Annotated in this window: 10 protein-coding genes; 3 read left to right on the top strand and 7 right to left on the bottom strand. The window is 65.7% G+C overall.

What is annotated here, in order from left to right; all coding sequences use genetic code 11:
* Positions 1-21: 21 nt before the first annotated feature.
* Positions 22-591, bottom strand: coding sequence for a DUF3558 domain-containing protein (locus JOF57_RS19545; RefSeq protein WP_209919154.1), 570 nt, complete (start codon positions 589-591; stop codon positions 22-24).
* A gap of 131 nt (positions 592-722) precedes the next feature.
* Between JOF57_RS19545 and JOF57_RS19550 the strand changes: the two genes are divergently transcribed.
* From JOF57_RS19550 to JOF57_RS19560, 3 genes are all read left to right on the top strand, one after another.
* On the top strand, positions 723-1100 hold the full coding sequence (locus JOF57_RS19550; RefSeq protein WP_209919156.1) for a DUF3060 domain-containing protein: 378 nt from the start codon (positions 723-725) through the stop codon (positions 1098-1100).
* A 31-nt stretch (positions 1101-1131) separates the two neighbouring features.
* Entirely contained in the window at positions 1132-1548 is a 417-nt protein-coding gene (locus tag JOF57_RS19555) for a DUF3060 domain-containing protein (protein ID WP_209919158.1), read from the top strand.
* A gap of 702 nt (positions 1549-2250) precedes the next feature.
* Complete coding sequence (locus JOF57_RS19560; protein WP_209919160.1) at positions 2251-3339, top strand: hypothetical protein; 1089 nt, start codon at positions 2251-2253, stop codon at positions 3337-3339.
* Positions 3340-3362: 23 nt separating this feature from the next.
* On the opposite strand, the gene JOF57_RS19565 is transcribed toward JOF57_RS19560, so the two are convergent.
* From JOF57_RS19565 to JOF57_RS19590, 6 genes are all read right to left on the bottom strand, one after another.
* The gene (locus JOF57_RS19565) at positions 3363-4127 is read right to left on the bottom strand and encodes a crotonase/enoyl-CoA hydratase family protein (protein WP_209919162.1); all 765 of its coding nucleotides are present in this window, start codon (positions 4125-4127) and stop codon (positions 3363-3365) included.
* Entirely contained in the window at positions 4124-4879 is a 756-nt protein-coding gene (locus JOF57_RS19570; protein WP_209919163.1) for a PaaX family transcriptional regulator C-terminal domain-containing protein, read from the bottom strand. Before JOF57_RS19570 ends, JOF57_RS19565 begins: the two co-directional genes overlap by 4 nt.
* A gap of 1 nt (position 4880) precedes the next feature.
* A complete protein-coding gene (locus tag JOF57_RS19575) occupies positions 4881-5795 on the bottom strand; it encodes a crotonase/enoyl-CoA hydratase family protein (protein WP_209919165.1) in 915 nt (304 codons plus the stop codon).
* The gene (locus JOF57_RS19580; protein WP_209919167.1) at positions 5792-7420 is read right to left on the bottom strand and encodes an acyl-CoA dehydrogenase family protein; all 1629 of its coding nucleotides are present in this window, start codon (positions 7418-7420) and stop codon (positions 5792-5794) included. Before JOF57_RS19580 ends, JOF57_RS19575 begins: the two co-directional genes overlap by 4 nt.
* 165 nt (positions 7421-7585) lie before the next feature.
* Positions 7586-8689 (bottom strand): phosphatase PAP2 family protein, encoded by a 1104-nt coding sequence (locus JOF57_RS19585; RefSeq protein WP_209919169.1) that lies wholly within the window; start codon positions 8687-8689, stop codon positions 7586-7588.
* A gap of 179 nt (positions 8690-8868) precedes the next feature.
* On the bottom strand, positions 8869-12822 hold the full coding sequence (locus JOF57_RS19590) for a DNA-directed RNA polymerase subunit beta' (RefSeq protein ID WP_209919170.1): 3954 nt from the start codon (positions 12820-12822) through the stop codon (positions 8869-8871).
* Positions 12823-12847: the final 25 nt, after the last annotated feature.

Here is a 12847-nt window from a genome sequence, read left to right on the forward strand (position 1 = left end):
GCGAGCGAGCGGTACGCCACGTCAGAGTTCCGATTGCAGGGTGGCCGAGAGCAGCTTCTTGGCGTCCTGGCACGGATCGCCCTTGCCTGCATTGGTTGCACCACGGAACTGGACCCACCAACTGATCACGCCGGACCCGGCCGCCGCAGTCGCCGAACAGGCCGCGCCGGTCACGTCCCGTCGCGCCAGAAACGCCCGGTGCCGCTCGATCACGATGTCGGTGATCTCGGCGGACCGGCGCTGGGACAACTCCCGCTCCCGCCCCAGCGAACCTGCCTCGAACCAGGAGAAGATCACGTCGAGCATCGGCTGGGGGTCCGCGTTCGGCGCGGCACCCGCTTTGCGTGACAGCACGTATTGGCAGACCGCACCGCTGTACGGACGCACCACGTTGTCGGCGGCCAGGATCTCCTGGATCGTGCTGTCGACGAGCAGTCCACACCGGTCGTCGACATAGCCGAAACTGCGATCGGGATCGGCGGTATCGGCCGATGCGCGCTCGGCAGTTCCGTCGATGGTGTGCGAGCACCCCGCGACGGTCACCACGGCTGTGACTGCCACGGCAGCAGCCTGAACAACACACCGACGCATTGCTGAATACGGTACCCAGCAGGCACTCAGCTCGCGACCTGTCGACAGCCGCCCATCAAACTGGTCAACACTTGCCGCCACCGCAAGGAGGCCACGTACTCTTCTCGCAGCGGATCGGAAGGGGACTCACCGTGAACTCGAAAGTTGTGGGCCGGGCACTGGCTGTGGGCGCGCTCGCATTACCTCTGGCGCTGACCGTCGGCGCGCCCGGCGCGGCAGCCAAGAACGGTGACACCACCGTCACCGGCCAGAGCCTCGAACAAACCATTGACTGCAACAACGGCACGCTGCTCGTCAACGGATCCAACAACCGGGTCAATGCGTTCGGCACCTGCTGGGCGATAACCGTGCAGGGGACGTCCAACGTGATCGTCGCCGACAACGTCGTCAACGACATCACCGTGTACGGCTGGGATCAGACCGTATTCTTCAAGAACGGCGACCCGATTATCGTCGACCGCGGCCGCGAACTGGCGATGGTCAACCAGATCAGTCGCGTTCCCGCCTGACGAAGCCTGAGTCAGAAAGCAGAGGCAGACCTTGCCCACCCATATCCCCCACGCTCAACTGATCCTCGGGGTCGGCGCCGCCGCATGTGCGCTCACCCTGGCCGCCTGTGGATCTGAGAGCTCGGACACCAACTCCCCCAGCGCCACCGCGGGAAGCTCCGGGGTCAACGTCGAGGTTGGCAACACCATCAACTACATGTCGGTCGGCAATACGACCGACATCGACTGCGCCGACGGCAAATCCCTCACAGTGGGCGGGACCAACAACACGCTTACCGTCAAGGGAACGTGCGCCAACGTGAACATCGGCGGATCCGACAACAAGATCACCTTCGAGCGGATCGACAAGGGGCTCACCATCATCGGGCTCAACAACACGGTCAGCTATGCAGCGGGTGACCCCAAAGTCACCAACACCGGCAGCAACAACACGGTCAGCAAGGGATAGCTACCCGGACCCCACTGGATCTCACCGGATCCCACCGAAGCGCCAAAGGCCCGTCCGTTCACTGAACGGACGGGCCTTTTCATGTGGAATCGTCGCCGAACTTCGCCCGGAAGACGGAGCGAAATCGTCAGACCGGCTTACGCCATTTTGAATGCATAGTCTGGTCCATGGTTGCTCCAGATCAAGCGGATCGGAACGAACACGCATGGTAGTTCGCTTTTTGTAACACCTTTCAAAAATTGACATCTCACGACTAATGCATTCATTTGTCCGCACGGACCTCTGTCCGTTGTTAGAGTCGCGCACTGTGAACCGGACGGTCACGAACTCACACTGGTCACCTTTTCCCCGCACGACGTGCCCGCCCCCCGCCTGACGGCGAAACCACTTTGCGTCACCGCGTGGATCCAGCGCGTGCATCTACGCGAGATGGCCGCACAACAACAGCAGAAGAGAGAGTCCTCCATGCACGTAGCGATCCGATCGACACTCACTGCCGGCGTCGCGTTGGCAAGCGCCGGCGCAATCGCGGTCAGTCCGATCAGCCCGGTCCCCCTGCGCGACGCCACCGTTTCGCTACCGCATTCACTTTCGGCCCCAGTCGAACTCACCGCCCTCACCGACGCGTTTGAAGACCCGATCACGGTGTGGTCTGAAGTACTCGGGACCGCGCTCGCCAACGCGACGAAGATCGGTATCGACATGTCGGCCAACCCTCTGCCGGTCCTGAACCAGATCATCACCAACCAGGCGGGCTACGGACAGCTCCTCATCACCTCGCTGCAATCCGCTGCCGACAGCTACACCCAATTCTTTACATCGGATGATGACTACAGGTTCAAATACTTTGCCCGCCAAGCTGCCGACTACCTCGCGGCGGGCAATGTCACCGACGCGGCAGCCGTCTTGAAGGAGGTCGTGTTCCGCCTGTTTGCCTTTGCCAATCCGCTGATCAACATCATGCAGATCCCGATCGCGATGAGCCGTAACGCTGTCAACGCGTTCGCCGCGGTGCCGGACCTGCTGATGCCCGTGGGCCTCGCGGTCCTGAATCCGGTGGAGGGTGCCATCCTTGCGGCCGGCGACAGCGCCCAGGACGTTCTCGACGCGGTCCGTGCCGGCGATCCCGCGGCGGCGTTCAGCGCGCTAGTCAACGCTCCCGCTGTGCTCACCGGCGCCATCCTGAACGGCTACCTCCATGAGACCGGCGGTGGGACATCCGGCCTGCTCAGTTGGTCGAATGCCGTGTTCAACCGCGGACTGATCCAGGGCCTGACAGTGACGCTGCCGCAGACGATCGCGAAAGCCATTGGCTGGCAGGGACCCAGGGCAGTGCCCGCGCCGGCGGCTCCCGCCGCAGACGTACCGACCGGAGTCTTGAGCCTGCCTCAAGCCGATCACGCCGATACCGCCGGCCGCGTCACGGTGGGCACCCCCACCGCGGTGAACGCGGGCAAGACCGTCACTCTGTCGGTCGCCCCGCAACGCAGCGTCTCGAGCGTCCGAACGGCAGGTATCCCAACCGAGATCGAGGCGGCTGAAGCCGGTTTCGGTCAAACAGGCCGGGTCATCAGCAGCCCGAACTCGGCCGGCGCAGAATCCGACTCGCCCGCCGCCTCGGATGCGACAGCAGACAAACAGACCGTGGCAGTGGGCCGGAAAGCATCCAAAGACCCGAAGCGATCGATCCACGGCGTGCGCCACCAGGCCAAACAGCTAGCCAAGGACGTGAGGGGCGCCGCCAAAACACGCAACGGCAGCAGTAAACACCGCGCCGGCGCCGATAAGTAACCGGAGTCAGGGTCGGTCTCGCCCTAGGCGCTGGCTCCGTGCCGGCCGGCACCGCCGGCGAACCGGCCCGCGCCCTCGGCCGCCTCACCCGCGACCCGCTCGATGCTGGCGAATTCGAATTCCATTGCTGCCTGCTCTGATTCACCCCACTGGTGCAGCGCCGAAAGTCGATCGGCCCGCAGACACTGCTGAGGGAGCCGGGCAAGTTCGGCGGCCAGTTCCTCGGCCGCCGCACGAGCCTGCCCCGTCGGCACCACCCGGTTGGCCAGGCCGATCGCGTGGGCTTCGGCGGCGTCGACGGCGCGTCCGGTCAGGATCAGGTCCATGGCGCGGCTCTGCCCGATCAACCGGGGCAACCGGACAGTGCCCCCGTCGATCAGCGGCACCCCCCATCGGCGGCAGAACACCCCCATCACCGCGTCGTCTTCCACCACCCGCAGGTCACACCACAGCGCCAGTTCCAGACCGCCCGCCACCGCATGGCCGCTGATCGCGGCGATCACCGGCTTGGACAACACCATTCGGCTCGGCCCCATCGGCCCGGGTCCGGCGGGGTCCACCCGGTTCATGTCGGGCGTACCGAACGCCTTGAGGTCCGCTCCGGCGCAGAAGGTTCCGCCGGCGCCGGTCAGCACCGCGACGGCGGCGTCCTGGTCTGCGTCGAACTGCTCGAACGCGGCGAACAAGGCCGCGGCGGTGGGACCGTCGACCGCATTGCGAGCGTGCGGACGGTCGATGATCACTGTGGTCACCGCGCCGTTGCGTTCGACCCGGACAGCTTCGGTCACGTCGCCTCCATGAGTTTGTCGTCGCGGGTCGCGACGTATTCAGTACCGTCGCGCCGATCAACGAGTTCGGCGGCGAAGGTGTTGTAGGCCTTACGCAGATCAGCGCCCGGCCAACTGTTCGGCTGCAGCTCGTCGGGCAGCACAGGATCCGAGAGTAGGTGACGCACGATGCCCGCGGCCGCAGCGAACCGCCCAGGAACGTCCGCCGCGTCGGCCATCTCATCCAACAACTGCTCGCCGGTGCGCCGCCAGCCGGGAAGATCCCACAGCGTGACGGCCAGACCGGCCGGATCGTCGTCCCGGGTGTGCAGAACCCGCACCCGGTCGGTGATCTCCTGCGGCAACGCCTGGTCGAGATTGTCCGGGCGCATCCACACACCCTCGCGCAGTTCACCGAACCGATACTGCTGCAGGGCATTCCGGAGCGAGGCCCGGGTGCGGGCATCGGTACCGACGCTGGTGATGACCAGCGTCAGCCACTGACCGTCGTACTCACACAACCGTGGATCGATCGCGTCGTCCTGGCGACGCTGACGGGTCAACAGCCGGTCCGACAGCCGGTAGCCATCCTCGGAGCGGACCAGGTCACCGGCACTGACCATCCGAGTCAGCGCCACCCGCAGCGTCGGTTCCTTGATATCGAAATCGGCCGTCAGCCTGATCAGCTCGGCGGCGCTCGCCCACGCCGGATGCGCGCCGAGCAGCACGCTCAGCACCACCGAGCGAGCCGCCATCCGTTTCAGCGCGGCCATCTCAGACCCCGGAAGACCTGCGCCCGTAGTCACCCATCGGCTCGTCGCGGTGGCGCACTGCTTCGCGGAAACCGTGCTCAACCGCGTCGGCGACGAATGCGTGCCCTTCGGGGGTGTGCCGCGCGATGCCGTCGAACACCGTGCTGACCATCCGACTGGTCGCCACCCCCTGCTGCTGCAACACGGAATTGCACGCCAGCTTGGCCATGATGAGCTGGTTGACCGGCATGGCCGCGATGCGTGCGACGAGACGTTCGGTGCGCTCGTCGAGATCGTCCGGCTCAGTTGCCTCGACGGCCAGACCCCATTCGGCGGCCTGCGCGCCCGTGATGCAATCCCCGGTGAACAGAAGACGTTTGGCGCGTTGATCCCCCAGCCGGTGCGCCCAAAGGCCGGCCGCCGGAACACCCCACACCCGCATCGGCGGGTAGCCGATCTTGGCGTCGGAAGCGGTGATCACCTGGTCGGCATGCAGCGCGATGTCGGTTCCGCCGGCGACGCAGTAGCCGTGGATCTTGACCACGGTCGGCTTGTCGGCGTGCATCAGGCTGGAGAAGCCGCGGACGAACCGGCTCATCATCTGGTAGTCGACCATCGGGTCCCACGGTTGATCCGGAAGGTGATTGACGGCCTGGGTTTGCCCGGCCAACACCGTTCCGTCGTAGCGACCTCCCCCGGCTTCACCTGTTCCATCGGCGTAGGCAGACAGGTCGAATCCGGCACAGAAGCCCTCACCGCGACCGGATACCAGGATCACGTGGACATTGGGATCGAGGTCCGCGCGCTCGACCAGGGCCTGCAGTTCCAGTGGGGTGTCGGCGACGATCGAGTTGCCTTTTTCGGGACGGTTGAAGGTGATTCGCGCGATCCGATCGGTGACCTCATAGGTCATCGTCTTGAGCGTTTCGACGCTCATCCCTTGACCAGCGCCCGCTCGAGGATCGGGGCGAGGTCCAGCCCGGTCGGCAGGGTGCCGAACGCCTGACCCCACTGCCCGCCGAGCCGGCTGGCCAGGAACGCCTCGGCCACGGCCGGGTGTCCATGCCGCACCAGCAGCGCGCCCTGCAGTGCCAGCGAGATGTCCTCGGCGACCTTGCGGCCCCGGTAGGTGATGGTCTCCAGGTCGGTCAGGTCGTTCTGCAGCGTGGTGACGTGGTGGTCCAGGCGCGGGTCCTGCCCGGCCGTCTTGGACAGTTCGTCGAAGAGCACCTCGACGCTCTCGGGCCGGGTTGCCATGGCGCGCAAGGTATCCAGCGCGCTGACATTGCCCGAACCTTCCCAGATACCCATCAGCGGGGCTTCCCGGTACAGGCGCGGCATGCCGGATTCCTCGACATAGCCGTTGCCGCCCAGGCATTCCATCGCCTCGGCAGCGTGCGGGGTGGCCCGCTTGCACACCCAATACTTGCCGGCGGCCAGCCCGATACGGCGCAACAACGACTCGCGCTCGTCGCCGCGCACTGCCTTGTCGGTGGCACCGGCCATCCGCATCGCCAGCATGGTCGCCGCCTCGGCCTCCACGGCCAGGTCAGCCAGCACGTTGCGCATCAACGGCTGATCGATCAGGTAGGCGCCGAACGCCTTTCGGTGCTGAGCGTGATGCACGGCGCGGCTCAGGCCGCTGCGCATACTGGTGGCGCTGCCCAGCGTGCAGTCCAGCCGGGTGAGGTTGACCATCTCGATGATGGTCGGGACGCCGCGACCCTCCTCGCCGACCAGCCAGGCGGTGGCGTCGTCGTACTCGACCTCACTGGAGGCGTTGGCATGGTTGCCGAGCTTGTCCTTGAGCCGCTGCAGAAACATCCGGTTGCGGCTGCCGTCGGGCAGGATGCGCGGCAGGAAGAAACAGCTCAGTCCGCCCGGCGCCTGGGCGAGCACCAGGAAGATGTCGCCCATAGGTGCCGAGGTGAACCACTTGTGGCCGCGCAGCGAGTAGGTGCCGTCGCCGTTGGGGGTGGCCTCGGTGGTACCGGCGCGAACGTCGGAACCACCCTGCTTCTCGGTCATCGACATACCCGCCGTGATGCCGGCTTTCGTCGTCGCGAGCTTCAGTTCCGGGTCGTACACCCGACTGGTCAGCAGCGGCTCGTAGATCGCGGCGAGCTCCGGGTTGAACCGCAGCGCAGGCACCACGGCATAGGTCATCGAGATCGGGCAGACGTGCCCGGGTTCGACGGTCCACACCGACATCTTGGCGGCACGCACCACATGCGAACCCTCACGGTCATCAGCCCACGGGGCACCGTGCAGACCATGGGTGACAGCCACGTTCATCAGTTCGTGGTACGCCGGGTCGTATTCGACCTCGTCGACCCGGTGACCGTAGCGGTCGTGGGTGTGCAGCACGGGTTGGTTGCGGTCGGCGAGCTCGCCCCAGCGCTGAGCCTGGGCGCTGCCGTTGATCGCGCCGAGTTCGTGGACCTCGTCGATGCCCCACTCCCCGCCTTCGCGGATGAGAGCCTCGGCGAGCACCGGGGAGGTGGCGGGGTTGTAGCCCTCCAGCGCAGGGACCTGATTGGTGACGACGTGCGTATCGGCCATGCACCCAGTGTTACAAATTCCCGACAACTGCACAATACTTGTAATGATCTGGCTGAGCGATGGCCCGCAGGTGGGCGGCACCCTCCCCCCAGTGTCACGCTGGAGTGGCTCCCGCCCGGCAGCGCCACTCTGGCGTGACAAACCGGGTGCGGTTCAGGGGTTCACTCAGGCGGGATCGAGTTCGGCGACGGCAATCGGGAGCTCGTCGTTGTCACCGGACCGTGCCGATCGCCGCGCTTCGTAACGATTCAGCGCGAACAGCACCACGCCCGCCAAGGCCCAGCCGAGCAGGATGTCGACCACATAGTGCTCGGCGGTGTACACCAGCGTGAAGGCCATGATGAGCGGATAGGCCACCAAGAGCGGCCGCCAGCCGCGGTTCACCCGGTTCCACAAGAACACCGCGACCGCGGCGGTGAGCCCCGCATGCAGGGACGGGATGGCCGCGACCAGGTTCACGCTGGCCTGCCCCTGGTCGATCAACGCCGTCGCGGTGTGCAGATTGAGCTTGCCCCAGCCACGGGTGACGATCCGTTCGATCCACTCGTGTGCGCCGTCGCGACTGCCCTGCATGGCGCCCAGTAGCCCTCCGTCGACGGCTTCACGCGCCGATCGGAACATGCACCGAGGTCCGGACGGGCCGCTGTCGACGTCATCGGCCGTGCACCGCGCCGCAGCCCACGGCGGCGCGGCAGGCAGCAGCGCATAGATGACCAATGCCACGAATGACAGTCCGACGAACAACCGCACGAACCGCTTCCACTCCTCGCGGTCGCGCAGCCACAGCACACCCGCCACCACGTAGGGAAGGATGAAGAACGACATGTACACCGTGCTGATCACGACTTCCCACCACGGCGGGTAGAGCAGTTTCAGCCGTTCCTGCAGCCACACCGTGGGCACCGTGCCGAAGAACATCCACCGATCCGCGTCGACTTGCCAGTGCCACATCGTCGGACGGCCGATCAGGTTGGCCGCCCCGCGGCTCAGGTCGTAGGCGGCCAGCACCAGAGCGAACGGCAACCAGTCACGGATGACGTAGAGCATCCGCCGCCCCTGACCGATGCTGGCTGCCAATAGGCCGGTCGCGATGTAGAGCAGCAACAATTCCCGGTTGAACGCAAAGCCGTCGGTGGCGGTGCGGTAGATGACGACGGCGGCCCACACCGTAATCGCGATATACCGCAGAATGCGCAGTCGACGGGCACGGGCTGCAGCACCCGATGGCGCGGGAGCTGTTTCGGTTACCGAGTCATCAACCGCGGTCACCACGCTGACGTTAGTTCACCTACTCGTCAGGAAGCCGTTGAAAACGGTTGATCTGCTCCCCCGCGTGTCCACCTGTTGCACAAGAAATATCCGCGGATGCGCCATAGGTGACCACTCGCGCTCCGACCGGGACAAGAAAAAGCCCCCACCCAAATGGGCGGGGGCTTTTCCCTGTCGAACTAGCGGTAGTCGCTGTATCCGTAATCGTCCAGCGGCACCGCGGCACCGGTGGCCGCACCGAAGTCCGGGCTGTAGTACTGATCCTCGTAGGACGGGATCGTGTACGCCGCAGCGCGGGCCTCTTCGGTCGGCTGCACCTGGATGTCGCGGTAACGGGCGATGCCGGTACCGGCCGGGATCAGCTTGCCGATGATCACGTTCTCCTTCAGACCCTGCAGCTTGTCGCTGCGGCAGTTGATCGCCGCATCGGTCAGCACGCGGGTGGTCTCCTGGAACGACGCCGCCGACAGCCACGAATCCGTGGCCAGCGATGCCTTCGTGATACCCATCAGCACCGGACGTCCGGCCGCGGGCTCGCCGCCCTCGGCCACGACGCGACGGTTCGCGGTCTCGAACTCGGCACGCTCGGTCAGCGAACCGGGCAGGAACTCCGTCGCACCCGAATCGATGATCGTGACGCGACGCAGCATCTGCCGGACGATGACCTCGATGTGCTTGTCGTGGATCGACACGCCCTGGGCCCGGTAGACCTCCTGGACCTCCTTGACGAGGTGGATCTGCACCTCGCGGGGGCCCTGGACACGCAGCACCTCGTGCGGATCCGCGGAGCCTTCCATCAGCTGGTCGCCGACCTCGACATGGTCACCGTCGGACAGCACGCCTTCGGAGCCGTCCTCGTGGGTGAGCACGCGCAGCCGCTGGCGCTTGGAGAGCTTCTCGTAGACAACTTCCTCGCCACCATCGTCGGGAACGATGGTGATCTTGAAGAACTTGTCGCTCTCCTCCAGCCGGACCCGGCCCGCGACGTCGGCGATGGGCGCCTTGTTCCGCGGAATACGGGCCTCGAACAGCTCCTGCACGCGAGGCAGACCACCGACGATGTCGGCACCACCGGTAACACCACCCTGGTGGAAGGTACGCATGGTCAGCTGGGTACCGGGCTCACCGATGGACTGGGCGGCGACGATGCCGACGGCCTCGCCGATGTCGACCAGCTTGCCGGTGGCCATCGAGCGGCCGTAGCACTTGGCACACACACCGGAGGCCGAGGCGCAGGTCAGCACGGAGCGGACCTTCACCTGGGCGACGCCGGCAGCCAACAGCGCGTCGATGGCCGGGTCACCCAGGTCATGGCCGCGCTCGATGACGACGTTGCCCTTCTCGTCCACCGCGTCGGTGGCCAGGGTGCGGGCGAACGCCGAGGTCTCGACGTGCGCATCGCGGATCAGCTTGCCGTCGGGACCGCGCTCGGCCAGCGTGACGACGATGCCGCGCTCGGTCTCGCAGTCGGTCTCGCGGACGATGACGTCCTGCGACACGTCCACCAGACGACGGGTCAGGTAACCCGAGTCGGCGGTACGCAGAGCGGTGTCGGCCAGACCCTTACGTGCACCGTGGGTGTTGATGAAGTACTCCAACACCGTCAGGCCCTCACGGAACGAGGACTTGATCGGGCGCGGGATGAACTCACCCTTCGGGTTGGTCACCAGGCCCTTCATGCCGGCCAGGGTGCGGGTCTGGGTGAGGTTACCCGTGGCGCCCGACTTCACGATCGTGATGATCGGGTTGTCCGCCGGGTAGAACTCCTCCATCGCCTTACCGACCTCTTCGGTGGCGTCCTGCCAGATCTTGACCAACGACTCGTTGCGCTCGTTGTGGTTCAGCGCGCCGCGCTGGTACTTGCGCTCGATCGCCTCGGCCTCGGCCTCGTGCCGCTCCAGGATCTCCTGCTTCTGCGGCGGCACCAGAACGTCGGCCATCGCGACCGTGACACCCGAACGGGTGGCCCAGTGGAAGCCGGCGTCCTTGAGCTTGTCGACGGTCTGCGCCACCACGATCATCGGGAAGCGCTCGGCCAGATCGTTGATGATCCGAGCCTGGACCTTCTTGTGCATCTGCTCGTTGACGAACGGGTAACCCTTGGGCAGCAGCTCGTTGAAGAGCACCCGACCCAGCGTGGTCTCGGCGGTCCAGGCATCGCCCGGCTTCCAACCGTTCTCGAACAGCTCAGCCTCGACGGCGGCCGGCGGACGCTGCTGCGTCAACCGCACCTTGATCTTGGCGCGCACCGAAAGCGCACCACGATCCAGCGCCATGATGGCTTCGGCCGGTGAGCTGTACACGCCGTGCTCCGGACGATCCTTGGCGGCGGCCACGTACTCGCCGGTGTCGCCGGGGATCTCGGTGGTCAGGAAGTACAGCCCGGTCACCATGTCCAGACGCGGCATGGCCAGCGGCTTACCCGACGCCGGGGACAGGATGTTGTTCGAGGACAGCATCAGGATGCGAGCCTCGGCCTGCGCCTCCGCGGACAGCGGAAGGTGCACGGCCATCTGGTCACCGTCGAAGTCGGCGTTGAACGCCTCACACACCAGCGGGTGCAGCTGGATGGCCTTGCCTTCCACCAGCTGCGGCTCGAAGGCCTGGATACCCAGGCGGTGCAGGGTAGGTGCACGGTTCAGCAGCACCGGGTGCTCGGCGATGACCTCTTCGAGGACATCCCACACCTGGGGACGCTGACGTTCCACCATGCGCTTGGCGCTCTTGATGTTCTGCGCGTGGTTCAGGTCGACCAGACGCTTCATCACGAACGGCTTGAACAGCTCGAGTGCCATCAGCTTCGGCAGACCGCACTGGTGCAGCTTCAGCTGGGGGCCGACCACGATGACCGAACGGCCCGAGTAGTCGACGCGCTTACCGAGCAGGTTCTGACGGAAGCGGCCCTGCTTGCCCTTGAGCAGATCGGACAGCGACTTGAGCGGACGGTTGCCCGGTCCGGTGACCGGACGTCCCCGGCGGCCGTTGTCGAACAGCGCGTCGACCGACTCCTGAAGCATGCGCTTCTCGTTGTTGACGATGATCTCGGGTGCACCGAGGTCGATCAGTCGCTTGAGCCGGTTGTTGCGGTTGATCACGCGGCGGTACAGGTCGTTGAGGTCGGAGGTCGCGAAGCGGCCACCGTCCAGCTGCACCATCGGACGCAGTTCCGGCGGGATCACCGGCACGGCGTCGAGCACCATGCCCATCGGCGAGTTGCGGTTCATCTGGAACGCCGCGACGACCTTCAGCCGCTTGAGGGCACGAAGCTTCTTCTGTCCCTTGCCGTTCTTGATGGTGTCGCGCAGCGACTCGGCCTCGGCGTCGATGTCGAAGGTCTCGATGAGCTTCTTGATCGACTCCGCGCCCATAGCGCCGTTGAAGTACTCGCCGTAGCGGTCCTGCAGCTCTCGGTAGAGCAGCTCGTCGACGATGAGCTGCTTGGGGGCCAGCTTGGTGAAGGTGGTCCAGATCTCGTCGAGCCGGTCCAGCTCACGCTGGGTCCGGTCGCGGAGCTGACGCATCTCCCGCTCGCCGCCGTCGCGCACCTTGCGGCGCACGTCGGACTTGGCGCCCTCGGCCTCGAGCTCGGCCAGGTCGGCTTCGAGCTTCTGCGCCCGGGCCTCCAGGTCGGAGTCGCGCTGATCCTCGACGGCCTTACGCTCGACGGCCATCTCGGCCTCGAGCGTGGACAGCTCGTTGTGGCGCATCTCGGTGTCGACCGCGGTGATCACATAGGCCGCGAAGTAGATGATCTTTTCCAGATCCTTCGGGGCCAGGTCGAGCAGGTAGCCCAACCGGGACGGAACACCCTTGAAGTACCAGATGTGCGTGACGGGCGCGGCCAGCTCGATGTGGCCCATCCGCTCACGACGCACCTTGGCGCGGGTCACCTCGACGCCGCAGCGCTCACAGATGATGCCCTTGAAGCGGACGCGCTTGTACTTACCGCAGTAGCACTCCCAGTCGCGAGTCGGTCCGAAGATCTTCTCGCAGAACAGGCCGTCCTTTTCAGGCTTGAGCGTGCGGTAGTTGATGGTTTCCGGCTTCTTGACCTCGCCGAACGACCAGTTACGGATGTCGTCCGCAGTGGCGAGGCCAATGCGGAGTTCATCGAAGAAGTTGACGTCTAACACGTAACTCCCTTTCCCCTTTCGGGAC

Source organism: Mycolicibacterium lutetiense (assembly GCF_017876775.1).
In the GTDB taxonomy this organism is placed as follows: Bacteria; Actinomycetota; Actinomycetes; order Mycobacteriales; family Mycobacteriaceae; genus Mycobacterium; species Mycobacterium lutetiense.

Excerpts from the sequence above, each read along its gene's own strand:
- JOF57_RS19575 (WP_209919165.1), bottom strand. The coding sequence starts at position 5,795 with ATGAGCGTCGAAACGCTCAAGACGATGACCTATGAGGTCACCGATCGG.
- JOF57_RS19570 (WP_209919163.1), bottom strand. The coding sequence starts at position 4,879 with ATGGCCGCGCTGAAACGGATGGCGGCTCGCTCGGTGGTGCTGAGCGTG.
- JOF57_RS19545 (WP_209919154.1), bottom strand. The coding sequence starts at position 591 with ATGCGTCGGTGTGTTGTTCAGGCTGCTGCCGTGGCAGTCACAGCCGTG.
- JOF57_RS19580 (WP_209919167.1), bottom strand. The coding sequence starts at position 7,420 with ATGGCCGATACGCACGTCGTCACCAATCAGGTCCCTGCGCTGGAGGGC.
- JOF57_RS19560 (WP_209919160.1), top strand. The coding sequence starts at position 2,251 with ATGTCGGCCAACCCTCTGCCGGTCCTGAACCAGATCATCACCAACCAG.